This window comes from Rhodoferax sp. (genome assembly GCF_034519335.1).
Lineage (GTDB): Bacteria > Pseudomonadota > Gammaproteobacteria > Burkholderiales > Burkholderiaceae_C > Allorhodoferax.
Genome location: NZ_JAXHOL010000040.1, coordinates 237637 through 263833 on the forward strand (window position 1 = coordinate 237637; position 26197 = coordinate 263833).

Consider the following 26197-nt stretch of genomic DNA (forward strand, 5'->3'; position numbering starts at 1 on the left):
GAGCGCTTTAAATCGCGCCACCAACCTTCAATGCTTGTTGTCGGAGCCATTGCAGGGCTGGATCGGTGTCTCGGTGCTTATGCCACTGCAATGTTTGAATCATGGTCGGGATATCTATTGGCGGCGTCCACAAACGCACGGGGAGTGTCTTTGCGGCTTGCAAAGCAATCCGCCGGTGCACAGTAGCAATTCGATTGGTTCCAATCACCATCTGTGGCAATGCAGACAAAGTGGGTGCAGACACTTCCACGCGGCGTTTGACGCCAAAACGTTCCAAGAACCAACTGTCAAAAGCAGGGGCCTTCGTGTTGTTGACCGAGTAGCTTCCCGCTACGTGCCCTGACTCTACATAGTCATCAAAACTCAGTTCGTTTTGTATTCGTGTATTGCTTTCCCAGGTTACGCACATATAGACCTCTTGGAACAGCGGCGTAGATGGGTGATGCTCTGACACGTACTGGGACGGAATGATCAGAAGATCGACTTCGTTCTCTTCAAGTTGCTCCAATGGTCTTTCATTGAGCAAGCGCAAGTCCAAGCAGATGCCTGGCGCCTCGTTGTAGAGGCGTTCAATGAGCGCGGGCACAAAAACTGCTGCGCTGAAATCCGACATGAGCAAAACAAACTTCCGCATCGTGTCGGTGGGGTCGAATTGCGGCTGCGTGGCGATCGTGCTGTCAATGCGCATCAGGATCTCGCGTACGGGTGCGATCAATTCCTGAGCTCGGGAAGACAGCAGCAATTGCCGACCATGCGGGATCAGCAACTCGTCTTGGAAGTAATCGCGCAACCTCGCAAGCGCATTGCTCGTAGCGGGTTGGCTGAGGTGGATTCGTTGCCCGGCACGGCTTATGTTGCGTTCGGTCAGAAGCGCATCTAGCGCAACGAGCAAATTGAGGTCGAGTTTGTTGAAACGCATGTGTTGGAGTGCTTGGGGTAATCCCTGATATTGGTCGGAGCGATGCCATGCATTCAAAGAATCCATTTCCCGAATGCAAGTGCCGTCTCTAAAGTCGCGCCTGTCCGATGAGGAGCCATGCATCTTCGCGGATGAATCCAAAAAATACAACGGAGACAAACCATGAGAAATGAAATGCGTGCAGGCGCAAGACCTGCACATGTGCTCGGGCGTCGCCATTCCATCGCGCTCGCAGCGTTGACCTTGTTGGCAGCCCACTGTGCATCTGCGTTGGAGATAGAAACCGGCAATCCCGACTGGAAACTGCGCTGGGACAACACCATCAAATACAGCGTGATGAATCGTCTGGATGCGGCTACTCCAGAGCTCTCAAGTGGAACAGGAACCCTTAACCAAAACGACGGCAACAACAACTTTGGTCGCGGGATCGTGTCCAACCGGTTGGATCTGCTCAGCGAGATCGATTTAGCGGGGCCCAGCTATGGCGCTCGTGTGAGCGCTGCGGCATGGCATGACGCGGCCTATGCCGGCGGCACCGGCAATACCAGTGGCACATCGAACCATAGTCCTGCGGGTCAGTTTCCCTCGGAGACGAAGCGCTTGATGGGCGGCGATGTCGAGGTCTTGGACGCGTTCGTTTACAGCAGCTTCGAATTGGGCGACAAGCCTGCCTCCGCTCGCCTTGGTCGTCACACTTTGCTGTGGGGGGAAAGTCTCTTTTTTGGTGCCAACGGCATTGCCGGCGGACAAGCACCTCTGGACCTGATCAAGCTCTTGTCGGTGCCTAACTCCACATTCAAGGAAGTTGCGCGCCCCACGGGCAAGCTCTCGGGCCAAGTGCAGCTGTCTTCGGACGTGTCAGTGGGTGCCTATGTGGGGTATGAATGGGAAAAGACGCGACTTATTCCGGTCGGCGCCTACCTGTCCACCAGTGATGCCCTAGGGCCCGGTGCTGAACGAATTGCTGCGGGGTCTTTTTCATTCTTGAAGAAGGCAGATCTAGAGCCTAGCAGTGACGGGCAAGGCGGCATCCAGTTGCGTGTCCGTGCACCTTCCATCGATACAGACTTTGGCTTCTACGCCACCCGGTACCACGCCAATACGCCCAGCAACATCTACAACACCAACTCCCCGACCCCGAGCTCGTATCGGTGGGTCTACCACGAGGGTGTGCTGGCCTACGGTGCGAGCTTCTCCAAGTCGGTCGGCGAATGGGGGTGGGCGGGTGAAGTCTCGGTTCGCGACAACGCACCACTGGCCAGTTCTGGTCAGACGATTAACACCGTAACCGGCTCCAACGTGGGACTCAACAACAGCGACAACCCCGGCTATGCAGTGGGTCAAACCGGGCACGCACAGGTTTCGTGGATTGCTTCTTTGGGGCCGTCCTTCATTTCCCGCGAAGCTTCATTGGTCGGCGAAATCGCCTGGAACCGCCGTCTGAGCGTGACAAAAAATGCGTCGATGCTCAATCCGAATTCGGACGAATCAGCTTGGGCTGTGCGGATGATTTACGCGCCAACCTATCGCCAAGTCAGCCCCGGATTGGACCTGACTCCCTCAATTGGCGTGGGCTACACCCAAGGCCGTTCATCCGCTGTGGGGCCAGCCTTCGGTGTAGACAAGGGTGGCGACGTGACCTTGGGCCTCTCCGGAACTTACCTTGGCAATTGGACGTTCGCAATGAACTACGTCCAGTTCACGGGTGCCTCGGGCACCACGCTGGACACCAACAACAACGCGCAGTACTTGCAGGCCCTGAAAGACCGCAACTACCTCACCTTCTCGGTGCGCACCACTTTTTGATTCAGGAGCAAAGAATGAAACAACACGGATTCGTGATCGCCTGCATGTTGCTGCTGGGCACAACAGGCCACGCGGTGGCAGGCGTCACGGCAGAGGAGGCCGCACGCCTAAAAACCGAGCTAACCCCCTTCGGTGCCGAGCGCGCAGGCAACAAGGACGGCTCTATCCCCGCCTGGACCGGCGGTTACACCACACCGCTGGCAGGCTTCAAGAACGGTGGTCGCCGCAGCGATCCGTTTGCCGCCGAAAAGCCGCTCTACAGCATCACGGCAGCCAACATGGCCCAGTACGCGGACAAGCTCACCGACGGCACCCAAGCCCTGCTCAAGAAGTACCCCAAAAGTTACCGCGTGGATGTGTACAAGACCCACCGCACAGCGGCCGCGCCGCAATGGGTGTACGACAACACGTTTAAGAATGCAACCAATGCGAGCATGGACGGCGAGCTAGTCAAAGGTGCATTTGGCGGTATTCCTTTTCCGGTTCCCAAGACCGGCCGCGAAGTCATGATGAACCACGAGCTGCACTGGCGCGGTGAGGCCTGGCAGAACGACTTCCGCGGCTACATGGGTACCAGTAGCGGACAGATGGTGATGTCAGTGCAAGGCATTGGCGACTTCCAGATGCCGTATTACGCCAACGGCCAGGCAGATAAATTCACGGGCGAGCACTGGCTGGTCCGCGTGGTCAACAGCGGCCCACCGGTGCGGGCGGGCGAGGCCATCACCGGGCGCCAGACCCTGGACCCAGACAAAGCAGGCACCTGGGTGTACCTTACCGGTCAACGCCGGGTGCGCAAATTGCCCAATGCCTGCTGTGACACGCCGACACCGGCCACCAGTGGGGTGGCCAGCTTTGACGAGGTAGATGTGTTCGCCGGCCGCGGTGACCGCTTCGACTGGAAGATCGTGGGCAAAAAAGAAGTGCTGATTCCGTATAACTCCAACGGACTGCACACGCCCACCAAAGACAGCGATGTGCTGATGGCCAACCACCTGAACCCCGATCATGTGCGTTGGGAGTTGCACCGGGTGTGGGTCATTGAGTCGACGCTCAGGAGCGGTCAGCGCCACCAGGCTCCCAAGAGCCGCTACTACGTGGACGAAGACACTTGGGTTGCTGTCTTGGGGGACCGTTGGGACGGCAATGGCCAGCTCTGGAAAACCATCTGGTCGCACCCTGTCGTGATGCCCGACCTTCCTGCCACTACACCGCAACAACAGTGGGGCTTCAACGACCTGCTGTCCGGCGCGTGGTACGCCAGCGGCGTGGTTAACGAACGCGAGCAGCACTACAAAATCCTACCGCGCCGTGCCGATAGCTTTTTCACGCCAGACGCCATGGCAGGGCAGGGGGTTCGGTGAAGGATTCCGTCATGCGTGTGAAGGGTTGGCTGCGGGTGCTGGTCGCCGCTACCGCTGTAGTTGGCGCATCGGGCGGCTTAGCCGCCCCGGTGGGAGATGCGTTGCAGCGCCCCGCCCTGCAAGTTCGCCAGCCGGAGCGCTCGGTTCTGTTGGCTGTGGCCCAGGCCGGTGAGCCGTTAGTGGCCGTGGGGGAGCGCGGTGTGATCGTACGCAGCGAGGATTTGGGCAAGACTTGGAAACAGGTTCCCAGTCCCGTCAGCGTGACTCTGACAATGGTCCGCTTCGCGGATGCACTCCACGGCGTGGCAGTGGGCCATGGCGGCACGGTACTGACCACGCAGGACGGCGGACGCAACTGGCAGCTGCGCCTTGATGGCAAGCAGCTGGCGGCTGTTGCGTTGCGGGAGGCGTCGGACGATTTCCAGCGCGCTGATGCCGAGCGCCTGATGGCCGACGGCCCCGACAAGCCTTTTCTGGACGTGGTGCTGTGGGATACCCGTCGCATGCTGGCCGTGGGCGCATACGGCCTGGCCTTTTACAGCGCGGACGGGGGCGTGAGCTGGCAGCCCTGGATGGCGCGTCTGCCCAACCCGCGTGGCATGCACTGGTATGTGGCCCGCCGGTCCGGTGACAGCGTGTTGCTGGCCGGCGAGCAAGGCGTGTTGGCCCGCTCAGACGACGCGGGTAAGACCTTCCAAGCGCTGGAGTCCCCTTACCGTGGCAGCTGGTTCTCGGGCGACATGCAGCCCGGCGGCCAACTCACGCTGGCAGGCATGCGCGGCAACCTGTGGCAATCGCAAGACGCCGGCAAGCGCTGGGCCGCCGTGCCCATGCCCGGTCCGGCATCCATCATGGCCAGTGCGCAAACCCCAGAGGGGGATTTGCTGCTGGCCACCCAGGCCGGCCATATTCTGCGCCTGCAAGGTGTGCAGGTCACGCCCCTGAACACCGTGCCCTTGCCTTCGCCTGCGGCGCTGTTGCCATTGGCCCAAGGCCAAGTACTCACTGTGGGGGTGGCCGGCGTGGTGCCAGTGCCGTCGCCTGCGGTGGCCCAGGAGGGGCGTCCATGATGTCTGCAACACCATCCACATGGCACGCCAGCGGGGACCTGGCCTCTTTCGACACGCATTCCGGCTCCTGGGTTGAGCGCCTGCTGTTCAACCACCGTCGCTGGGTCATCCTGCTGTGCATGCTGGTGACGGCTGTGCTGGGTTGGCAGTCGACCAAGCTGCAACTCCATGCCAGTTTCGAGAAGACCATTCCGGCCACCCACCCGTACATCCAGAACTTCCTGAAGTACCGGGATGAACTCAGCGGGCTGGGCAATGCCGTGCGCATCGCAGTGGCCCAACCCCAGGGAACGATCTACGAGGCGGCCTATCTGGACACTTTGAGACGCCTGAGCGAGGAAGTCTTTCTCTTGCCCGGCGTGGACCGCGCCCGCATGAAATCCTTGTGGACACCCACCACCCGCTGGGTGGGCGTGACCGAGGACGGGCTGGAAGGCGGACCGGTGATCCCCGATGGCTACGACGGCTCGGCCCGCAGCTTGCAGCAACTGGCCGCTAACGTGGCGCGCTCCGGCGAGCTGGGCCAGTTGGTGGCCCGCGATACCCGCTCTTCGGTGATCTTCGTTCCGTTGTTGGCGCAGGACGCCCAAGGCCAGGCGCTGGACTATGCCGCGCTCTCGGCGCGGCTGGAAGCCCTGCGCAGCAAGTACGAAGGCGAGGGCGTGACGCTCCACATCACCGGCTTTGCGAAGATCATGGGCGACCTGATCGATGGCGTGCGCGCGGTGCTGGTGTTCTTTGCGCTGGCGGTGGCGATCGCAAGTGGCATGGTGTTTTGGTACACGCGCTGCCTCCGTTCCACCGCGCTGGTGGTACTGGCTTCTCTGGTGGCGGTGGTCTGGCAGTTGGGCCTCTTGCCCATGCTGGGTTTTGCGCTGGACCCGTACTCCATCTTGGTGCCATTTTTGGTGTTTGCCATCGGCATGAGCCACGGTGCCCAGAAGATGAACGGCATCATGCAAGACGTGGGCCGCGGCATGCACAAGCTGGTGGCGGCGCGCTTCACCTTCCGCCGCCTGTTCCTGGCCGGCCTGACGGCCTTGATCGCGGATGCGGTGGGCTTTGCCGTCCTGCTGGTGATCGACATCCAGGTCATCCGTGAGCTTGCAATTGCCGCCTCCATCGGTGTGGGCGTGCTGATTTTTACCAACCTCATTCTGCTGCCGGTGTTGCTGTCCTACACCGGCGTGAGCCAGCATGCGGCCCAGCGCAGTCTGCGTGCCGAGGCGGCGGACCAAGCGGGCAGAAGCAAGCAGGCCTTATGGGCTTTTCTGGACCGCTTTACCCAGCGCCGCTGGGCGACCTTGGCCCTGGGTGTGGCGGCTGTGCTGGGTGCTGGCGGCTTCGCCATGAGCACACAGCTGAAGATTGGTGACCTGGACCCGGGAGCGCCCGAATTGCGCGCCGAGAGCAGCTACAACCGGGACGTCGCTTTCATGAACCGCGCCTATGGTGCCGGCAGTGACATGCTGGCCGTCATGGTCAAGACGGCCGACGGCCAGTGCTCGCAGTACGAGACGCTGAACAAGATCGACACCCTGGAGTGGGAGTTGCGCCAGATCGACGGCGTGGAAGGCACCAACACCCTGGCGCTACTCAACCGGCGTGTGCTGTCCGGCTTGAACGAAGGCAATCCGCGCTGGTACGCCTTCGTGCCCAACCAGGACATGCTCAACACGGTCACGGCAGGTGCGCCGCGCGGTCTCTACAACGACAGCTGCAACCTGCTCACGGTCTACGTGTCCTTGCGAGACCACAAGGCCGACACGCTGGCGCGCGTGGTGGCGCACATCGAAGCCTTCGCGCAGCACAACAACACCGACGACACCCGCTTCCTGCTGGCCGCAGGGTCGGCCGGTATCGAGGCCGCCACCAACATGGTCGTGCGTGAAGCCTGGCACACCATGTTGCTGATGGTCTATGGCGCGGTGGTGGTGCTGTGCTTTGTCACCTTTCGCTCCTGGCGCGCGGTGGTGGTGGCGGTGCTGCCGCTGGTGCTCACCTCCTTGTTGGCCGAGGCACTCATGGTCGTGCTGGGCATGGGCGTCAAAGTAGCCACCCTACCGGTGATTGCCTTGGGCGTGGGTATTGGCGTGGACTATGCACTCTACATCCTCTCGGTCACGCTGTCCCAGTTGCGGGAGGGCAAGAGCCTGTCGGACGCCTACTACCGCGCCCTCTTGTTCACCGGCAAGGTGGTCATGCTCACCGGCGTCACCCTGGCGGTGGGCGTCATCACCTGGCTGGCCAGTCCCATCAAGTTTCAGGCCGACATGGGGCTGCTGCTGGCGTTCATGTTCATCTGGAACATGTTAGGCGCCCTGGTGCTGGTTCCGGCACTGGCCCATTTCCTGTTGCCCCCGGCCCGCGTTCCGGCAGCGGACTCCACCACAGCGCTGACCCAGCCGCCATCACCGGGAGCAGCCATCACCCCCTGAGCGGCGCTACGACTCTCGACGCTGACTTTCTTTTCCCCTCTAGCGATTGCTTACCTATGTTCAAGTACTTTCCCACCAACTACGTTTGGAACCTCTCCGTCAACCTCGCCATTGAAATGGGCGCCCGCATGGGCGAAATCGAGGAGATGTGTGCGCCTTTGCAAGAGGCCGCCAAGGCCAATGACGCAACCGGTTCGCAGGCGTTTCGCACTATCTGGTCCAAGATGGCCGAGAAACTGTGCGGCCTGGCCCGCGAAGACGAAGCCGCCGGCCGCCTGCTGTCTGCGGGTGAAAAATACAGCCGCGCGGCCACCTACTTCCTGACAGGTGAGCGCTTACAGGCCCACGGTGCGCCGGGCCGCATGGCGCTTTACCAGGCCTTTCTGGATGCCTTTGCCAATGGCCTGCGGCTCTCCCATGAAAACTGCGAGCGGGTAGAGATTCCCTACGAGGGCAAAGTGCTGTCCGCCCTGTATGTCCACGCCGAGGGCGTGAGCGGGCCGGCACCACTACTGGTGCAAGTCAATGGGCTGGACTCCACCAAAGAGATGAAGTACCGCGTGGGCCTGCCCAGTTGGTTGGCCAAGCGCGGCGTCTCGTCCTTGATCGTGGACCAGCCCGGCACCGGCGAGGCCTTGCGCCTGCACGGCCTCACCGCCCGCTATGACAGTGAGCACTGGGCCAGCCGCGTGGTGGACTGGCTGGAGACCCGGGCGGAGGTGGACCCGAAACGCATCGGCATGGAAGGCGTGTCCCTGGGCGGCTACTACTGCCCGCGCGCCGTGGCGTTTGAGCCGCGCTTTGCGTGCGGCGTGGTTTGGGGCGCCAACCATGACTGGCGCGATGTGCAAAAGCGCCGGTTGGAGAAAGAAGGCAGCTTCCCCGTGCCGCACTACTGGTCGCATGTGCAATGGGTATGGGGTGCGGCGAATCTGGAGGAGTTCATGCAAATCGCCGAGAACGTGCATCTGGATGGCGTTGTCGAGAAGATCCGCGTGCCCTTCCTGGTGACCCACGGCGAGAAGGATTCCCAAATTCCGCTCAAGTGGGCCCACCGCACCTACGAGCAGCTGGTCAACAGCCCCAAGCGCGAACTGAAGATTTTTACCGAGCGCGAAGGTGGTGTGCAGCACAGCAGCTTCGATAACAGCATCAACGCCGGCCACTACATCGCCGACTGGGTGGCCGAAACCCTGGGCGGGCGCACCGCCTGACCCCCCCCTTATTCATCCCAAGGAACTGACATGAACATCATTGGACCCGACGCCCTGGTTTTTGGCGTGGACGACCTCGCTGCCTGCAGCCAATACCTGACGGACTACGGCCTGACTCCTGTGGACCAGACGGCACAGGGGGGGCGCTTTGAAGCCCTGGATGGCACCGCAGTGGTGCTGCGCGCCAAGGACGACGCCAGCCTGCCGCCCGGCCTGGGCACGGCCAGCATGCTGCGTGAAACCGTCTATGGCGTGGCGGACACCGCCACGCTGGATGCGATCGAAGCCGAACTGCGCCGCGACCGTGCCGTGCAGCGCGAGGGCGGTGTGCTGCGCACCGTCGACGACATGGGCTTTGCCCTGGCCTTTCAGGTCACCGTGCGCCGCCCCCTGTCGCTGCCGGCCGAGACCGTGAATGCACCCGGCGCGGCGCCCCAGCGCGGCCCCAACGCCCTGGGCCTGAGCCCGGACATGGCGGCGCGCCCCCGCTCTTTGTCGCACGTGGTGTATTTCGTGCCCGATGCGGCGCGCGCAGAAGCCTTTTATGCGCGCCTGGGCTTTGTGGCGACCGACCGCTTCACCGGTGTGGGGCCCTTCTTGCGGCCGGGTGGTACGCAGGACCACCACACCCTCTTCATGATCCAGACCCCTCCGTTCATGAAGGGTTGTGAGCACTTCACCTTCCACATGGGGGGACCGACTGAGGTCATGCTGGCTGGCACCCGATTCGTTGAAAAGGGCTACCAGAGCTTTTGGGGCCCAGGGCGCCACAAGTTCGGCAGCAACTGGTTCTGGTACTTCAACAGCCCTCTGGGCTGCCATGTCGAGTACGACGCCGACATGGACCTGCACGACGACCAGTGGGCCGCGCGCGAAGTGCCCATGAGCGCCGACGCGTCCCAGCTTTTCCTGTTTCAGCACCGCGAGAAGTGGGCCCCATCCGGACCGCCCCCCGGTGCGGGCAAACCAGCAGCCTGAGTCCGCCATGCGTTTGTGCCATATCGATGACGTGCCAGAGGGCGGCTCCCGTGGGTTTGATCCGCAGGGGCGGGGCCAGGACAGTGTGCTGCTCGTGCGCCAAGGCATGTATGTGCATGCGTGGCGCGATGCCTGCCCGCACCACGACACCCCGATGGCATGGCGCAAGAACGCCTACCTGAATGCCGCGGGCGACCGCATTGTGTGCGCCGCCCACGGCGCGCAATTTGAGATTGACACAGGCCTGTGCACTTTGGGGCCGTGCCTGGGCCAATCGCTGACCCACGTTCCTGTGCGGCTCGAAGCTTCGGGCGACGTGCACATCCAAGACACAACAACAAAGGAGATACATCCATGACATCCACACCCCAACGCATTCTCATCATTGGCGGGGGCTTCTCCGGCATGTCCGCCGCCATCGAGTTGCGCAAGCGGGGCGCTGACGTCGATCTGGTGGAGATTGATCCCGGCTGGCGCAGCTACGGTGCTGGCATCAGCCTGGGGCCGGCCACCCTGCGCGCACTCCGCCAGCTCAATGTGCTCGATGCATTCCTGGAGCAAGGGCACGCATCCGACGGAGTGCATTTGTGCGCTCCTCACGGTCCCAAGGTGGCGGAGCTTCCCACACCCCGGTTGGCGAAGTCCGATGTGCCCGGAGGCGGCGCCATCCTGCGCCCCGTGTTGGCCAAAATCCTGGCAGAAGCCACCCGTGCTTGCGGAACGCGGGTGTTTTTGGGTTGCTCGTTCAGCGGGATCACCCAGGATGCTGAAGGTGTTGACGTGAGTTTCACCGATGGACGTACCGAGCGTTATGACTTGGTAATTGGTGCTGACGGTTTGTACTCAAAGGTTCGCAAGGCCTTGTTTCCAGGGGCTCCTGTTCCCCAATACAGTGGCCAGGCCGTATGGCGTGCCGTGCTGCCGCGGCATCCCGACATTGAGACTATCACCATGTGGATGGGACCCCGGGTCAAGCCCGGTGTGAACCCCGTCTCCAAGACCGAGATGTACCTCTTCGTCACCGAGCCCAAGCCGGTCAACGACCATGTGGACCCTGCTACTTTTGTGGATCGCATGAAGGCCTTGCTGGATGGTTTTTCGGCGCCTGTGTTGCAACAGATTCGAGCCCAGCTGGGCCCGGACTCCCAGATCGTGTACCGGCCCCTGGAAGGCATGCTCATGCCCCGTCCATGGTCGCAGGGCCGTGTGGTGTTAATTGGTGACACCGTGCACGCCACCACGCCCCATCTGGCATCGGGCGCGTGTATTGGCATCGAAGACGCACTGGTGCTGGCCGAGGAGCTGGGCCGCACCACAGACATTCCGCAAGGCATCGCCGCCTTTGAGACGCGCCGCTGGGAACGCTGCCGCATGGTGGTGGAGAACTCCGCCCGTTTGGGCGAGATCGAGATCGCCGGTGGCGACAAGGCAGAGCATGCGCAAATCATGCGTGCCTCCCACATGGCACTCGCCGAACCCATTTGATATACCAGGAGAGACACATGATCCGAACTGAATCTGTCCGCGGGCGCATCGCCCTCATGGTGGCGCATTGTGCCGGCATGGTGGACCTCGTGGCCTTGCCAGTATGGGTGGGAACCCTGATCTCGGTGTACCGCTTCGATCCTCAGCAAGCAGGGTTGCTGGCAACCCTGTTCTTGGCGGGCGCGGTGTTGGCCAGCCTGGTGCTTGCACCAATTTTTCAGGCTTTGCCGGGTCGCATGGTCGCCACGCTGGGCTTTGGCGCATCTGCCGTAGGCTTTGCCCTAGCGTCCACCACCGCCCAGTTTGCCCAACTGGCGGTGCTGCATGGAGCGGCTGGGGTGGCGGCAGGCGCTGCTCTCAGCGTGACGCATGGCACCATCGCGCGCAGCCGCAACCCGCACCGGTTGTTTGCCATGGTGGGCATGGCGCTGGGTGTTTTTGCCATCGTGTTTTTGGGCGGCACGCCGGTGCTGGTTGCAAGCCTGGGTGGACCGGTGCTCTTCCAGGTCTTTGCGGGCGTCATGGCAGTGGGCGCTGTTGCTGCGGCACTGGCATTCCCGGTGGCAGACACGCCGGGGGACGCTCCCGGTGCGCGCGCACTGGCCGCCCCTTTGCCAACGGCTGTGTGGTGGGGGGTGCTCGGCATAGCCGCCATGGGATTGGTGCAGTCCATGACCTTCAGCTTTTTGGAGCGTGTCGGCAGAGACCGGGGCTTCGGCTTGGAGGCCGTGACGGGTGTGCTGATTGCCCTGGGCGTGGTGAATCTGTTCCCTGCGGTATTGGCCGCCGTTTTGGAAAAACGCGTATCCGCCCGCAGCGTGTTGTTTGCAGGGCCGGCGCTACAGGCAGTGCTGGTGGTACTCATCATGAACTCCACCGTGTTTGGTCCCTATGCCGCTTCCGCGGCAGTGTTCGCCGCGGTGATGATCTTCACCCACACCTTCGCCTTTGGCGTACTGGCACGTTTGGACCCCAGTGGACGGGCCATGGCGGCCACCCCTGCGATGCTGATGTTCGGTGCGGCCATTGGTCCCATCTTGGGCGGCACGCTGGTCAAGGGGCTGGGCTACGGCAGCCTGGGTATGGCCGCTGTGGTGATTGACGGGTTGGCCATCCTGGCGTTCGCCCGGATCCACCGCACCCGCCGTGTCAGCACCACGGTGCAGGAGGCCGCATGACTGCAGCCAAACCTCAACGCCGCTTTGTCGATTTATCCATCTACCTGGAAAACGATGTCCTGTCGGACCCGCCGCCCCTGGCGCCCAAGATCACCTACCAAAAGCATGCGGATACGCTGCCCGAGTTCATGGCGATGATTCCGGGCACGAAGCCCGAGGACTATCCCGATGGCGAGGCCGCCGCCGCCGAGTGGGTTACGCTGACCACCCACAACGGCACGCACCTGGATGCACCCTGGCACTTCCATTCCACGCAGGATGCCAGGAACGGCGGCTCCCGTCCCTCCATCACCATTGACGAGGTGCCCCTGGAGTGGTGCTTTCAGAGCGGGGTGAAGCTGGACTTTCGCCATTTTTCCGATGGCTATGTGGCCAAGGCTGCCGACGTGGAGGCCGAGCTGGCCCGTATCGGCCACACCCTGCAGGCGCTGGACATTGTGGTGGTCAACACCCGCGCCGGGTCCCGCTATGGGCACCCGGACTACCTTAGGGCCGGCTGTGGCATGGGCTACGAGGCCACCATGTACCTGCTGGAGCGCGGTGTGCGCCTGACCGGGACCGACGCCTGGAGCTGGGACGCCCCCTTCAGCTACACCGCCAAGAAAGTGGCCGAGACCGGCAACAAGGCTTTGATCTGGGAAGGCCACAAAGCCGGGCGCGACATTGGCTACTGCCACCTGGAGAAGCTGCACAACCTGGAAGCCTTGCCGTCCACCGGTTTCACCATCAGCTGCTTCCCCCACAAGATCCGCGGCGCATCGGCGGGGTGGACGCGGGCGGTCGCCATTTTTGAACCGTAAGGAGCAAACCCATGTCATTTCCCCCCATCCATCGCGTGGTGACAGGCCACAACGCCCAGGGCGCGGCGGTCGTTGTGTCCGACGGCCCTTTGCCCACCGTGGCACACATCTCGGCCATCCCCGGAACCGTGTTCCATGAAGTCTGGAGCACCCGAGGCAGTCCGGCCCGTGTCGACAACGGCGTGGACCCCACAGTAGGCCCCGTGGTGTTGCCACCGCCCACACAAGGCACGCGCTTGCGTTTTGTGGATATCCCGCCGGATACGGCCGAGTTTTTGGCCCAGGGCAGCGCACGTATGCAAGAAGCCTTTAGTCAGATCGGCGATGTGGACGCATCTACCGTGAAGGCACATTCCCCCCACCCCCTGATGCACCGGACGGAATCGGTGGACTACGGGGTCGTGATCGAGGGCGAGATGACCCTGGTGCTCGACACCGGCGAGGTGCTGCTCAAGCCGGGCAGTGTGGTGGTGCAGCGAGGTACCAACCACGCTTGGGCCAACCGGTCCTGCAAACCCTGCCGCATGCTGTTTGTGCTGATCGATGGTCAGTATGAAGACGGCCTGGCTCAAGCTATTGCTACGCAGTGAGCTGGCCCTGACCCTGCTGAACCCTTTTCACGGGGCATGGCGCCCCGCTTTACTTTTTGGGGAGTCCCGATACATGAAATTCGCAAGTCTTAAAAGCAAGCATAAAGACGGTCGTTTGGTCCTGGTCTCGCGCGACGCTGCTTACGCGGTGGAGGTTGGTGACATTGCGCCTCACCTGATTGATGCTCTCGAGCGCTGGGACGACGTGCAGCCGCCGCTGCAAGCGGTCTATGAATCCCTGAATGCCGGGGGTGCTGAAGGCAGTTTTGCCTTCGACCCCGCCCAGTGTGTGGCTCCACTTCCGCGAAGTCCGCAGTGGCTGGATGGTTCAGCCTTTCTCAACCACAGCAACCTGATGGACAAGGCGTTCAACAAGCCGGCCCCTCCACTGGTGGAGACTGTGCCCATGATGTACCAGGGCGCGAGTGACGACTTCTTGGGTCCCCATAACGAGGTGGCTTTGCCCCGGGTGGAAGACGGTATTGATTTCGAGGGCGAGTTCGGTGTCATCACCGGACCGGTGCCCATGGGGGTCGACGCAGTGTCTGCCCTGGCGTGTGTGCGCTTGCTGGTGCAGATCAATGACTGGAGCTTGCGTGCACTTGGCCCACATGAGATGAAAACAGGCTTCGGTTTTTTGCAGGCCAAGCCTTCGACAGCTTTTGCGCCTGTGGCGGTGACACCCGATGAGCTTGGGGATGCCTGGCGCGACGGCCGGGTGCAGATGCGCCTGCATGTGCACTGGAATGGGCAGCGCTTTGGCGAGCCCCATGGTGGAGAAATGAACTTTCATTTTGGGCAATTGATCGCCCATGCGGCACGGTCTCGTCGGCTCACGGCGGGCTGCATCGTTGGCTCAGGGACCGTATCCAATGTGGCGCGCTCCGCAGGGTCCGCATGTATTGCGGAGCAACGTGTCATCGAAATCATAGACAGCGGGAAAACCCATACAGGATTCATGCAATTTGGTGACTCCGTTCGCATGCAAGCCTGTAGTGCGGACGGCGTTCCCGGTCCTTTCGGCGTGATTGATCAGCGGGTTGTGGAGTACCACCCGTGACCCGCGTGGTAGTTACGGGTGCCTACGGCTTTATAGGCGCGGCACTGGTCCGGAAACTCCTGGGCGGCCTCTCGCAGGTCGGGACGGTGGACGCCGTGCTGGCGGTGGATTTGCAGTCTGCACACCATGATGTGGATATCCGACTGCGCTGGCTGGAGGGCAGCGTGTCAGATCCAGCGGTATTGGATCAGGTCTGTGCCTTCCGGCCGGACCTGGTGTTTCACCTGGCCAGTGTTCCCGGTGGGGCCGCCGAGCGTGACTACGCCCTGGGACGGCAGGTCAATCTCGATGCCACTGCTGATTGGCTGCAGGCATTCGGAGCGTTGGGTACCTGTCCGCGTTTTGTATATGCCAGCTCGATTGCGGTGTATGGGGACAAGCTTCCCACACAGGTGGATGAACACACCCCAGCCGCCCCTGCATTGAGCTATGGTGTGCACAAGCGTGTCTGTGAATTACTGGTGTCCGATGCTTCGCGTCGGGGCTGGGTGACGGGATGTTCGCTTCGCTTACCGGGTATCGTGGCACGCCCTGGAGTTGCCACGGGGTTGATGTCTGCATTCATGAGTGAGGTGTTTTGGGCTCTGGCGGAAGGGCGTCCCGTCACTTTGCCCGTTCGTCCTGAGGGGACGGCATGGTGGCTATCAGTCTCCGCGTGTGTGGATAACCTCTTGCGCGCTGCGGCGTGTGATCCGGACACCTATCGCCCAGACAGGACGTACCAGATGCCTGCCCTGTACTTGTCCGTGGAGAAGGTGGTCGATGCGTTGCTGCAGCAGTTTGGATCCGAGCGCCGGTCTTTGGTGCGCTATGTGCCGGACGAGCACATCCATCGCTTGTTTGCCAGTTACCCGCCGCTCCACACGCCCGATGCGCTTACCCTGGGCCTGCGCCACGACGGAGATGTTCACAGTCTCGTGCGTGCAGCGTTGCTGGGTTTCCGAAAATAAAAAAAGCCACCCGGGGGTGGCTTTTCGCAGAGACCTTGGCGGGTTTACTTCTTGGCGGGCATGTCACCCACGTAGTCCGACACCACCTTCCACTTGCCATCGGTGATCTGCGACAGGCGCGCTGCACCGCTGCCCAAGCGTTTGGTGGCAGTGAAGGTTTGCAGCGGTGAGCCAAACATGTCGGGCTGGATGGTCGTGTTGTCCATCACCTTGATGAAGCTGTCGGTGGTCAAGTTCTTGCCAGCTTTGTTGGCTGCGGTGGCAAAGGTGTTGATGATCAGGTAGCCGTAGACCGAAAACACGGTGGGGTCTTCGTTGAACTTGGTTTTGTACTTGTTGGCCCAAAAGCGGATGCCGGGTGTCTGCTCATCCGTGTAGGGGTTTTGCACGGTCATGGTGGCGTAGAGGCCGTCCATGGCCTTGCCGCCGATCTTGTGGATCAGGTCGGTATAGGCAGCACTCGAGCCGATGAAGGTGGGGTTGTAACCCAGCTTGCGGGCCGTGCCGATGGCGCCAATGGTTTCACGAATGATGGTGCCCAGCACGACAAAGTCGCAACCGCTGGCCTGCATTTTGGACACCTGCGAGGAGAAGTCGGTGGCGCCGCGTTTGTAAGACGTTTTCTCGGCGAACTCCATGCCGATGGTCTTCAGGCCGTCTTCGCCACCCTTGAGCACTTCCAGGCCGAAGTCGTCATCCTGGTACAGCGTGCAGACCTTCTTGGCACCCTTTTCCTTCACCAGTTTGGGCACGGCCAGGCGCATCTGGTCGTAATAGGGGGCGGCAAACGAGTACTTGAGCTTGTGGAAGGGCTCGTACATTTCGCGTGCTGCGGTGATGGGGAAGAAGTTCGCCACATTCTTCTCAAACTGCACCGGCATGGCCGCCATGTTCTGGGCGGTGCCGATGTGCCCCACCATCATGAAAATCTTGTCCTGGTTGACCAGTTTTTGCGCGGCCAGCACGGCTTTTTTGGGGTCGTAGCCAGAGTCCTCCACCAGCAGCTTGACCTTGCGGCCATTGATGCCGCCTTGCTCGTTGATTTCGTCCACGGCCAGCAACATGCCGGCACGGGCCTGTTTGCCAAAACCGGCCAGCGGGCCGGACAGGTCCTGGATGGACCCGAGCAGAATTTCGTCTTTGCCGACGCCTTGCTGGGCGCTGGCAAGGGTCGCAGTCAGGGCCAGGGTGCCCAGTGCGATAGCGGTACGCAGTTTCATGGTTTTGTCTCCTCGTTGTTGAAAGGGGTGCTGAAAGCCGGGCAGGCCGTCAGCGGTACATCGCCTCTATCTGGGCTTCGTATTTCTTCTCCACCAGCTTGCGTTTGAGCTTCATGGTGGGGGTGAGTTCCTCATCTTCTGCCGTGAGCTGGTTTTCCAGCAGGAAGAATTTTTTGATCTGCTCCACGCGTGCAAACTTCTTGTTCACCCGGTCCAGCTCGGCCTGGATCAGGGCCTGCACCTCGGGGGCGCGGGTCAGCGATGTGTAGTTGCTGAAGGGCACATCGGCGTCCTGGGCGAACTTCTCCACGTTCTCCTGGTCGATCATCACAATCACGGTCAGGTAGGCGCGCTTGTCGCCAATCACCACCGCATCGGTGATGTAGGGCGAGAACTTCAGGTCGTTCTCCAGCTCGCTGGGCGTGATGTTTTTGCCGCCCGCAGTGATGATGATGTCCTTCATGCGGTCGGTGATACGGAAGAAGCCGTCCTCGTCCTGCACGCCCACGTCGCCTGTGTGCAGCCAGCCATCAGCGGTGATGGTCTCGGCGGTTTTCTCGGGCAGGTTCAGGTAGCCTGCAAAGACGTTTTTGCCCCGCACCAGAATTTCACCGCTCGCCGGATCCAGCCTGACTTCGTTAAAGCCTGCCGCCGGGCCGATGGAGCCGGGTTTGATCTTGTCAGCCGGCACGCCGGTAGAGGCACCGCAGGTCTCGGTCATGCCCCAGACCTCCAGCATGGGCACGCCCAGCGCCAGGTACCAGCGCACCAGTTCGGGGGAAATGGGTGCCGCACCGGTGACCAAAAAGCGCGCGCGGTGAATGCCAATGAGCTTGCGCACATTGTTGAGTGCCAGCACCTGCGCCACGCGGAACTGGAACTTCAGCCAGCCGTCCACAGGCTGTCCGGCCAGCACCCGTTCGGCAATCCGGGTGCCCACGCCAATCGCCCAGCCATAGGCGGCCTGCTGGATAAAGCCAGCCTCCTTCAGACCAATCATCACGCCGGAATAAAACTTCTCCCACACCCGCGGCACGGCGGTGAACACGGTGGGGGCAATCTCCCGCACGTTCTCGGGGATGGTCTCGGGGTTTTCCACAAAATTGAGTTTGGCCCCGGTATACAGACCAAAATACTCGCCGCCCATGCGCTCGGCAATGTGGCACAGCGGCAGGAAACACATGCGTTCGTCCTGGTCGCTTTGGGCAATCAGGGTGTTGAAGCCACGCACGGTGTAGACCAGGCCCTGGTGCAAGTGCATGGCGCCCTTGGGCTTGCCGGTGGTGCCCGAGGTGTAGACCAGAATCGCGAGGTCTTCCGGCTTGCAGGCGTCCACGCGCTGTTGCACGGCTTGCGGGTGCGTGGCGTTGTAGGCGCGACCCAATGCGCGCAATGCATCCAGGCTGATCACACCAGGGTCGTCCAATCCGCGCAGGCCTTCCATGTCAAACACCACAATCTTGCGCAGCTTGGGACACTGGTCGCGTACTTCCAAGGCCTTGTCGAGTTGTTCGTCGTCCTCCACGAACAGGATGCTCGTGGAGGAGTCCTCACACAAGTAGTGCACCTGGCTGGCCGCATCGGTGGGGTAAATGCCGTTGGACACGCCACCGGCGGACAACACCGCCAAATCTGCCCAGACCCACTCCACCACGGTGTTGGCCAGGATGGATGCCGTGTCCCCCTGGTGAAATCCCAGGCTCATCAAGCCGCCGGAAATCTCGCGCACCGCATCGGCGGTCTGGTTCCAGGTCCAGCTGCGCCACAAACCCAGATGCTTTTGGCGCAGCCAGATATTTGGGCCGCGGCTTTGTACCGCATTCCAGAACATGGCCGGAATGGTCTCGCCCGCCATGACGATGTCATTGCGCGGCTGAATGTGTGACGTGTCCCAGAGCCCGCTCATACAGATGTCCTGACGGTTAGCCAATACAGTTGTTCGGCAGCGCCGGCGATTTGTCGCCGGGCCGCCCCAAGGCAAATGAGCCCCCTCGGGGGGCAGCGACCCGCGCAGCGGTGGAGCGTGGGGATCATGTTCATCGCCATGTCTTCTTTTTCTTCCAGCGCCGCTCTCCGCGCACGCCGTCTTCCTTCATGCCCAGGTAGAACTCTTTGATGTCGTCCTTCTCGCGCAGGTGGGCGCAGGTGTCTTCCATCACGATGCGGCCGTTTTCCAGCACATAGCCGTAGTCGGAGGCGTTGAGCGCCATGTTGGCGTTCTGCTCCACCAGCAGGATGGTGGTGCCGCGCTCGCGGTTGATGCGCACCACGATCTCGAAGATCTCCTTGGTCAGTTTGGGAGACAGGCCCAGGCTGGGCTCGTCCAGCAGAATCAGGTCGGGGTTGGCCATGAGCGCGCGGCTGATGGCCAGCATCTGCTGTTGCCCGCCCGAGAGCAGGCCGGCATCCTGCGTGGCCCGCTCTTTGAGGATGGGGAAGTAGCCATACACCGTCTCGATGTCCTTGGCCACGCCGTCGCGGTCGGAGCGCGTGTAGGCGCCCATGAGCAGGTTGTCGCGCACGCTGAGCAGCGGGAACACCTCGCGCCCCTCGGGCACATGGCTCAGGCCCTTCTTGCACGATGTAGGCCGGGTCTTTGGCGGTGATGTCCTCGCCCTTGAACTCCACCGAGCCCTTGCGCGGGTCGATGATGCCGGAGATGGTTTTGAGGATGGTGGTCTTGCCTGCCCCGTTGGAGCCCAGCACGGTGGCGATCTCGCCGCGGCGCACTTGCAGGCTCACGCCACGGATGGCTTTGATCGGGCCATACGCGCTCTCCACATTGAGCAGCTTGAGCACCGGTTGGTCGCTGATGGGTGGGGGCTGGGTACTCATGCGGCCTCCACGGTGTTTTGCCGGCGCAGGGACGACACGTCGTCGATGGAGCCCAGGTAGGCTTCGACCACGCCCGGATCCGTCTGCACCTCGCGCGGTGTGCCCATGGCCAGCACTTCGCCCTGGTTCATGGCCAGCACACGGTCGCTGACCTTGGACACCAGGCTCATGTCGTGCTCCACCATCAGCACGGTGATGCCCAGCTCGGTTTTGATGTCCTGGATCCAGAAGGCCATGTCGTCGGTTTCTTCCACGTTCAGACCGCTGGACGGCTCGTCCAGCAACAGCAGCTTGGGTTCGGTGCACAGGGCGCGGGCCATTTCCACCACCTTGCGCACGCCGTAGGGCAAGCCCGCCACCAGCGAGTCGCGGTAGTGCTGCAGGTCCAGAAATTCGATGACTTCTTCGGCCTTCTCGCGGGCCTTGAGTTCGGCCTCCCGGGCTGCGGCGGTGAAAAGCAGGTCTTGCCACAGCCCGGTCTTGCGGTGGGTGTGGCGGCCAATCAGCAGGTTGTGCAGCACGCTGGCATGTTCAAACAGCTCGATGTTCTGGAAGGTGCGCGCAATGCCCAGCGAGGCCACGTCTTGCGGCGGCTGCGCCGTGAGCTTGAGCAGGCCCTGCGGACCCAGGTAGTCAATATCACCTGTGGTCGGGGTGTAGATGCGGCTGATCAGGTTGAACACCGTGGTTTTGCCGGCGCCGTTGGGGCCAATCAGGGTGAACACCTCACCCTGCTTGACCTCGAAGCTCACATTGTTGACCGCCAGCACGCCACCAAAGCGCACGCTGAGGTTGTTGGCAGAAAGGAGGGTCTCGGGGTTCATAGATTGAACGCTGCAGGGCCGCCCCAAGGCGTGAGGGCGCCCTCGGGGGGCAGCGAAGTACACGAAGTGACGAGCGTGGGGGTCATTTCAGCCGATCTGACTTTTGGAAGGATTTCTGCCGCTTGAACATGCCCTTGCGGTAGAACGGGAACATCTGCAGATAGGTGCGCACCTTGAGCCAGCGGCCATACAGGCCCATGGGCTCAAACAGCACAAACAGGATCAGCATGCTGCCGTAGATCACACTCTTGAGCCCCGGTGCCTGGCCAATGATCTCTGGCAAAAACTCTTTCACCGCCGAAATGCCCTGCGGCAGCATGATCAGGAAGATGGCACCCAGGAACACGCCGTGGATGGAGCCCAGGCCGCCAATCACGATCATCAGCAGCAGATCGATCGACTGCAGCAGGTTGAACTGGTCGGGCGAGATGAAACGCAGGTTGTGGGCATACAGGGCCCCGGCCACCCCAGCCAATGCCGCAGAAATGGCAAACGACAGGGTTTTGTAATACGCGAGGTGAATGCCCATGCTCTGGGCCGAGATCTCGGAGTCGCGGATCGCCACAAAGGCCCGGCCCGTGGGCGCGCGCAGCAGGTTCAGGATGCCCAGCGTGCAGACCACGGTGACCAGCAGGCAGACAAAGTAGAAGCCTGCGCCGCTGCCCAGGTCGTAGCCCAGCAGCTGGATGGCCGCCACCGACTTGCCCGCGTTGCCGCCGGTGACCGACTCCCAGCGCGCAAACACCTCTTCGATGATGAAGCCAAACGACAGCGTGGCCATGCCCAGGTAAATGCCCTTGAGCCGCAGGGCCGGCAGGCCCACCACGATGCCAATCAAGGCCGACAGAAAGCCGGAGACGCCCAGCGCCAGGAAGAAGGGCAGGCCGACGGCCGTCAGGTAGGCCTGGCTGTACGCCCCAACGCCCAGAAAGGCCGCATGCCCCAGTGAAAACTGCCCGGTGAAGCCGGCCAGCAGCATCAGGCCCAGGCCCGCCACGGCGTAGATCAGCACGAGGTTGAGCTGGGCCAGGCTGTATTCGGTCAGCAGCCAAGGGGCGGCCAGCAAGAAAACACCCAGCGCGCTGTACCAGAAGACATGACCGCCATGTTTGGCAAGGTTGATGTCCTGCGCGTAGTCCGTCTTGAAAATGAATCTCACAGGACTCCCCCCCGAAGCGCCTGCGGCGCCTCCCCCTCAGGGGGCGCCACCAGCGGCCCGGCAAAGCCGGTTCCGCGGTGGCCCTGGCGCGCTGGCTGGCAGGCCTCTATCTGGGCTCTCTTCATACTTTTTTCCTGAGCTTTTCGCCGAACAGGCCGTTGGGTTTGACCATCAGCATGACCAGCACCACCACATAGGCTGCGGTGTCCTTGAAGCCGTCGGGCAGGTAGAAGCCGGCAAACGACTCCACCAGCCCGATCACCAGCCCGCCCACAATCGCGCCGGGCAGGCTGCCAAAGCCGCCCACCACGGCGGCCGGGAAGGCTTTGAGTCCGATCATCCCCATGTTGGCGTGCACAAAGGTGATGGGGGCCAGCAGGATGCCGGCGATGGCGGCTACCGCTGCGGCCAGGCCCCAGGCCAGGCCATTGAGGCGCTGTACCGGAATGCCCATGTAATAGGCGGCCAACTGGTTTTGCGAGGCCGCCTGCATGGCGATGCCCAGCTTGCTGTAACGGAACAGTGCAAACAGCAGCACACACAAAATGCCGGTGGCGCCGATGATGACCAAGTGCTCCACGTTGAGCACGAGTGCACCAATGCCCATCTCATTGCCACCGAACTTGAGGATTTCGTCCTTGTAGGGCACGGGCAGGGCATTGGTATCGGTGCCCATGCCAGGGATCATGGTGATGAGCCCACGTGCCACATAGCCAATGCCGATGGTCAGCATGACGATGGAGAAGGCCGGTTGACCCAGGATGGGGCGGATGACCACGCGCTCCAGCACCATGCCAAACACCGCCATGGCCACGATGGCGCTGGGCACCGCGACCCAATAGGGAAAGCCCAGCAGGGTCATGCCGGCCAAGCCGCCAAAGGCGCCCAGCATCATCAGCTCACCCTGGGCGAAGCTGACGGTTTCGGTCGCTTTGTAAATGAGCACGAAGCCCAGTGCGATCAGGCCGTATATGCACCCTTGTGCGACGCCGCTGATCAGCAATTGAAGGAACTGCACCTTGCCTCCTCGTGTTGTGCAGTCCGGTTATAGCGGGAGCCCCCTGTTTTACCGATAGGGTTCTCACTGATCTCGTAGACCCTTAGCGCAGTGCCCCGAGATTCATTTTCTGTGCGTGGCGATATTTATAAGAAATGGGCCTGTATGGCCCGTCTATATTGCGCAAGCAGCTATATAAGTTATAGCGTCAAATGGCGCGAACTGGTATCTCTCTGGGCTGGCCGTTGTCGTCAATGGCCACATAGGTCAGTGACGCCTCGGTGACTTTGATGTACTGCCCCTGGGTGCGAAAACGCTCGGCATACACCTCCACCTTCACGGTAATAGACGTGCGGCCGATGCGGCTGACCTTGCTGAAGAAACTCAAAATGTCGCCCACGCGCACGGGTTGTTTGAAGACAAATTCGTTCACTGCTACCGTGGCCATGCGGCCCTGGGTGTAGCGCGCGGGCAGCACCGAGCCGGCCAGGTCGACCTGGGCCATGACCCAGCCGCCAAAGATGTCGCCATTGGCATTGCAGTCGCCGGGCATGGGGATAACTTTGAGCACCAGCTCCTGGTCGGTGGGCAATTGGACGATGGGGGGGCTTGCATTGGTAGACATGGGCACAATCCTGACTTGAAACTTATCCCGGATTGTCCCCCATGCGCCCCTCTGGTCTCCCCGCTGCAGCCCCTGCGGCCTCCACCCCCTCCACCCCCTCCACCGGCCTGGCCGCCACGGTGCCCCCCAAGTCGGACTGGGACACGCTGCGCCGCCTGTTCCCCTATCTGTGGGCCTACAAGTGGCGCGTGATCGCGGCACTGGCCTTCATGGTGGGCGCCAAGATGGCCAACGTGGGTGTGCCGGTGTTGCTGAAAAACCTGGTGGATGCCATGACCCTGAAGCCGGGCGATCCCACTGCGCTCCTGGTGGTGCCTGCTGCGCTGTTGCTGGGCTACGGCGCGTTGCGCCTGTCCACCTCGCTCTTCACCGAGCTGCGCGAACTGGTGTTCGCCAAGGCCACTGAGGGGGCGGCGCGCAGCATCAGCCTGCAGGTGTTCCGCCACCTGCACGCCATGAGCCTGCGCTTTCACCTGGAGCGCCAAACCGGCGGCATGACGCGCGACATCGAACGCGGCACGCGCGGCGTGCACTCGCTCATCAGCTACTCGCTCTACAGCATCATTCCCACGCTGATCGAAGTTGCGCTGGTGCTCACGCTGCTGGCGGTCAAGTTTGACGTCTGGTTTGCCTGGATCACCATCGTGGCGCTGGGGGTGTACATCGCCTTCACCATCACGGTGACCGAGTGGCGCACCCAGTTTCGCAAGAAGATGAACGACATGGACAGCACGGCGCACAGCCGTGCCATCGATTCGCTCCTCAACTATGAAACGGTCAAGTACTTCAACAACGAAGAGTTTGAAGCCCGCCGCTACGACGAAAACCTGGAAAAGTACCGCCGAGCCGCCGTCAAGAGCCAGACCACGCTCTCGTTGCTCAATACCGGCCAGCAACTCATCATCGCCATCGCGCTGGTCACCATGCTGTGGCGCGCCACCCAGGGTGTGGTCGAGGGGCGCATGACGCTGGGCGACCTGGTCATGGTCAACGCCTTCATGATCCAGCTCTACATTCCGCTGAACTTTTTGGGCGTGATCTACCGCGAGATCAAACAAAGCCTGACCGACCTGGAAAAGATGTTCACCCTGATGGAGCGCGAGCGCGAGATTGCCGATGTGCCCGGTGCCCAGCCGCTGCGGCTGGCGGCCAGCGGTGCCGATGCGACCGTGCGGTTCGAGAACGTCACTTTTAGCTACGACCCCGCGGGCAGTGCCGCCGCCACGGGCAATGTGGCACGCACCATCTTGCACGGCATCAGTTTCGAGATTCCGGCTGGCAAGACGGTGGCCGTGGTCGGCCCCAGCGGCTCGGGCAAGTCCACGCTGGCACGGCTGCTGTTCCGCTTTTATGACGTGCAACAGGGCCGCATCACCATCGCCGGGCAGGACATCAAACAAGTGACGCAGAGCAGTGTGCGCCAGGCCATCGGCATCGTGCCGCAAGACACCGTGTTGTTCAACGACACGGTGGAATACAACATTGCCTACGGCCGCCCCGGCGCCACACGCGCCGAGGTGGAGGCTGCAGCCAAGGCCGCGCATATCCACGCTTTCATCGCTGCGGCGCCCAAGGGCTTTGAGACCATGGTGGGCGAGCGTGGCCTCAAGCTCAGTGGCGGGGAGAAGCAGCGCGTGGCGATTGCCCGCACCTTGTTGAAGAACCCGCCGGTGATGATTTTTGATGAAGCCACCAGCGCCCTGGACAGTGCTAACGAACGCGCCATCCAGGCCGAGCTGGCGGGCGTGTCACAGAACAAGACCACGCTGGTCATCGCCCACCGCCTCTCCACCGTGGTGGACGCGCACGAGATATTGGTGATGGACGCTGGCCACATCATCGAACGCGGCACCCACGCCCAGCTGCTGGCTACCAACGGCCGCTATGCGCAGATGTGGGCGCTGCAGCAGAGTGGGGATTGATTTAGGGGCGTTTTGGGCCTATAGGCCCCGTGGATATTGCGCGAGAAGCTATCGAAATAATAGCGTTTGACGCCTCGTGCAGGGGTATTCTGCGGCCGCGTACACTCTTCGCCGGCTGTTCCCCTTCGCATTTCTGATCCCTATTTCCCCATGGACCTTCTGATTTTTGCCGCGCTCGTGATTGGTGTGCTGGTGCTCAAAAACCGCGACCAGCGCCAGCGCATCGTGCTGCTCGGCAGCCACCTGGCGCGTTACGACATCGAAAAACTCATGGAAGGTTTGACCGAAGGCTACTTGCGCGCGCTGGGCGAAGCCGATGCAGAGCGCCAAGCCCAAGTGTGGAGTTTTTTGGATGCGCAGGAGGTCAAGTTGCGCGACCAGTTCCAGGCCTTCGCAGCCGAGTTTTCCAAAGAGGATGCAGCGCTAACCCGTGTCAGCAAGCTGCCCGTCGCCGTGCCGTTTGCCCCCACCCTGTTTCCCGCCGCCACTTTTGACCTTCGCCGGGCCTTTGCCATCCATGCCCAGGCCATCGGTGAGGCGGTGGACAACCACGTCCAACGCAGCCAGAAGGCCAAGGCCTTCACCTTGTCGGCCGAACTGTTTTTGATGCAACACAGCTGTCACTGGTATTGCCGCTCCAAGGCGGTGGCGTCAGCGCGTTTGTTGGCGCGGCACAAGACCCCGTATGCGCAGGTGTTGGAGTCGGTGGCACCCGCCACCCGCGCGCGCTACGAGGCTCTGGTACACGGCCGCGAAGCCTGAC

At 62.0% G+C, this 26197-nt stretch carries 22 protein-coding genes and 1 pseudogene; 15 read left to right on the forward strand and 8 right to left on the reverse strand.

From position 1 onward, the window contains the following. Positions 1-7: 7 nt before the first annotated feature. Positions 8-919 (reverse strand): LysR family transcriptional regulator, encoded by a 912-nt coding sequence (locus U5O12_RS18920; protein ID WP_322580132.1) that lies wholly within the window; start codon positions 917-919, stop codon positions 8-10. 162 nt (positions 920-1081) lie between these two features. Here U5O12_RS18920 and U5O12_RS18925 point away from each other — a divergent pair, with 162 nt between their 5' ends. The 13 genes from U5O12_RS18925 (at position 1082) to U5O12_RS18985 (ending at position 15852) form a co-directional block, all read left to right on the forward strand. Then, positions 1082-2725 carry a DUF1302 domain-containing protein gene (locus U5O12_RS18925; protein WP_322580133.1) on the forward strand — a complete coding sequence of 548 codons (1644 nt, stop codon included), beginning with the start codon at positions 1082-1084 and terminating at the stop codon, positions 2723-2725. A 14-nt stretch (positions 2726-2739) separates the two neighbouring features. Beyond that, positions 2740-4089 (forward strand): DUF1329 domain-containing protein, encoded by a 1350-nt coding sequence (locus U5O12_RS18930; RefSeq protein WP_322580134.1) that lies wholly within the window; start codon positions 2740-2742, stop codon positions 4087-4089. Between the two features lie 11 nt (positions 4090-4100). Then, positions 4101-5159: a WD40/YVTN/BNR-like repeat-containing protein gene (locus tag U5O12_RS18935; RefSeq protein ID WP_322580135.1), complete on the forward strand. Its 1059-nt coding sequence runs from the start codon at positions 4101-4103 to the stop codon at positions 5157-5159. After that, positions 5156-7597 carry an efflux RND transporter permease subunit gene (locus U5O12_RS18940; protein WP_416221527.1) on the forward strand — a complete coding sequence of 814 codons (2442 nt, stop codon included), beginning with the start codon at positions 5156-5158 and terminating at the stop codon, positions 7595-7597. Before U5O12_RS18935 ends, U5O12_RS18940 begins: the two co-directional genes overlap by 4 nt. Before the next feature lie 56 nt (positions 7598-7653). Then, positions 7654-8811: an alpha/beta hydrolase family protein gene (locus U5O12_RS18945; protein WP_322580136.1), complete on the forward strand. Its 1158-nt coding sequence runs from the start codon at positions 7654-7656 to the stop codon at positions 8809-8811. 30 nt (positions 8812-8841) lie between these two features. Further along, on the forward strand, positions 8842-9789 hold the full coding sequence (locus U5O12_RS18950) for a VOC family protein (RefSeq protein ID WP_322580137.1): 948 nt from the start codon (positions 8842-8844) through the stop codon (positions 9787-9789). A 7-nt stretch (positions 9790-9796) separates the two neighbouring features. Next, positions 9797-10147: a Rieske (2Fe-2S) protein gene (locus tag U5O12_RS18955; RefSeq protein ID WP_322580138.1), complete on the forward strand. Its 351-nt coding sequence runs from the start codon at positions 9797-9799 to the stop codon at positions 10145-10147. Next, positions 10144-11274, forward strand: a complete 1131-nt coding sequence (locus U5O12_RS18960) for an FAD-dependent oxidoreductase (protein ID WP_322580139.1) — start codon at positions 10144-10146, stop codon at positions 11272-11274. Before U5O12_RS18955 ends, U5O12_RS18960 begins: the two co-directional genes overlap by 4 nt. Before the next feature lie 17 nt (positions 11275-11291). Continuing rightward, positions 11292-12452: an MFS transporter gene (locus U5O12_RS18965; RefSeq protein WP_322580140.1), complete on the forward strand. Its 1161-nt coding sequence runs from the start codon at positions 11292-11294 to the stop codon at positions 12450-12452. Further along, positions 12449-13252 carry a cyclase family protein gene (locus U5O12_RS18970; protein WP_322580141.1) on the forward strand — a complete coding sequence of 268 codons (804 nt, stop codon included), beginning with the start codon at positions 12449-12451 and terminating at the stop codon, positions 13250-13252. Before U5O12_RS18965 ends, U5O12_RS18970 begins: the two co-directional genes overlap by 4 nt. A gap of 11 nt (positions 13253-13263) precedes the next feature. Then, the gene (locus tag U5O12_RS18975; RefSeq protein WP_322580142.1) at positions 13264-13842 is read left to right on the forward strand and encodes a cupin domain-containing protein; all 579 of its coding nucleotides are present in this window, start codon (positions 13264-13266) and stop codon (positions 13840-13842) included. Between the two features lie 73 nt (positions 13843-13915). Beyond that, positions 13916-14902, forward strand: a complete 987-nt coding sequence (locus tag U5O12_RS18980) for a fumarylacetoacetate hydrolase family protein (RefSeq protein ID WP_322580143.1) — start codon at positions 13916-13918, stop codon at positions 14900-14902. Continuing rightward, positions 14899-15852 carry an NAD-dependent epimerase/dehydratase family protein gene (locus tag U5O12_RS18985; RefSeq protein ID WP_322580144.1) on the forward strand — a complete coding sequence of 318 codons (954 nt, stop codon included), beginning with the start codon at positions 14899-14901 and terminating at the stop codon, positions 15850-15852. Before U5O12_RS18980 ends, U5O12_RS18985 begins: the two co-directional genes overlap by 4 nt. A 44-nt stretch (positions 15853-15896) precedes the next feature. Here U5O12_RS18985 and U5O12_RS18990 read toward each other — a convergent pair whose 3' ends face one another. From U5O12_RS18990 to U5O12_RS19020, 7 genes and pseudogenes are all read right to left on the reverse strand, one after another. Further along, positions 15897-17072 carry an ABC transporter substrate-binding protein gene (locus tag U5O12_RS18990; protein ID WP_322580145.1) on the reverse strand — a complete coding sequence of 392 codons (1176 nt, stop codon included), beginning with the start codon at positions 17070-17072 and terminating at the stop codon, positions 15897-15899. 49 nt (positions 17073-17121) lie between these two features. Next, complete coding sequence (locus U5O12_RS18995; protein ID WP_322580146.1) at positions 17122-18978, reverse strand: long-chain fatty acid--CoA ligase; 1857 nt, start codon at positions 18976-18978, stop codon at positions 17122-17124. 130 nt (positions 18979-19108) lie between these two features. Continuing rightward, positions 19109-19907: pseudogene (locus U5O12_RS19000) on the reverse strand (ABC transporter ATP-binding protein). Next, positions 19904-20731 (reverse strand): ABC transporter ATP-binding protein, encoded by an 828-nt coding sequence (locus tag U5O12_RS19005; RefSeq protein ID WP_322580147.1) that lies wholly within the window; start codon positions 20729-20731, stop codon positions 19904-19906. Before U5O12_RS19005 ends, U5O12_RS19000 begins: the two are co-directional and overlap by 4 nt. A gap of 82 nt (positions 20732-20813) precedes the next feature. Next, the gene (locus U5O12_RS19010) at positions 20814-21890 is read right to left on the reverse strand and encodes a branched-chain amino acid ABC transporter permease (protein WP_322580148.1); all 1077 of its coding nucleotides are present in this window, start codon (positions 21888-21890) and stop codon (positions 20814-20816) included. 121 nt (positions 21891-22011) lie between these two features. Then, a complete protein-coding gene (locus tag U5O12_RS19015) occupies positions 22012-22908 on the reverse strand; it encodes a branched-chain amino acid ABC transporter permease (RefSeq protein ID WP_322580149.1) in 897 nt (298 codons plus the stop codon). Between the two features lie 187 nt (positions 22909-23095). Then, positions 23096-23512, reverse strand: a complete 417-nt coding sequence (locus U5O12_RS19020; protein ID WP_322580150.1) for an acyl-CoA thioesterase — start codon at positions 23510-23512, stop codon at positions 23096-23098. A 41-nt stretch (positions 23513-23553) separates the two neighbouring features. On the opposite strand from U5O12_RS19020, the gene U5O12_RS19025 reads away from it, so the two are divergent. Both U5O12_RS19025 and U5O12_RS19030 read left to right on the forward strand, forming a co-directional pair. Continuing rightward, the gene (locus U5O12_RS19025) at positions 23554-25434 is read left to right on the forward strand and encodes an ABC transporter ATP-binding protein/permease (protein ID WP_322580151.1); all 1881 of its coding nucleotides are present in this window, start codon (positions 23554-23556) and stop codon (positions 25432-25434) included. Positions 25435-25584: 150 nt separating this feature from the next. Next, a complete protein-coding gene (locus tag U5O12_RS19030) occupies positions 25585-26196 on the forward strand; it encodes a hypothetical protein (protein WP_322580152.1) in 612 nt (203 codons plus the stop codon). Position 26197: the final 1 nt, after the last annotated feature.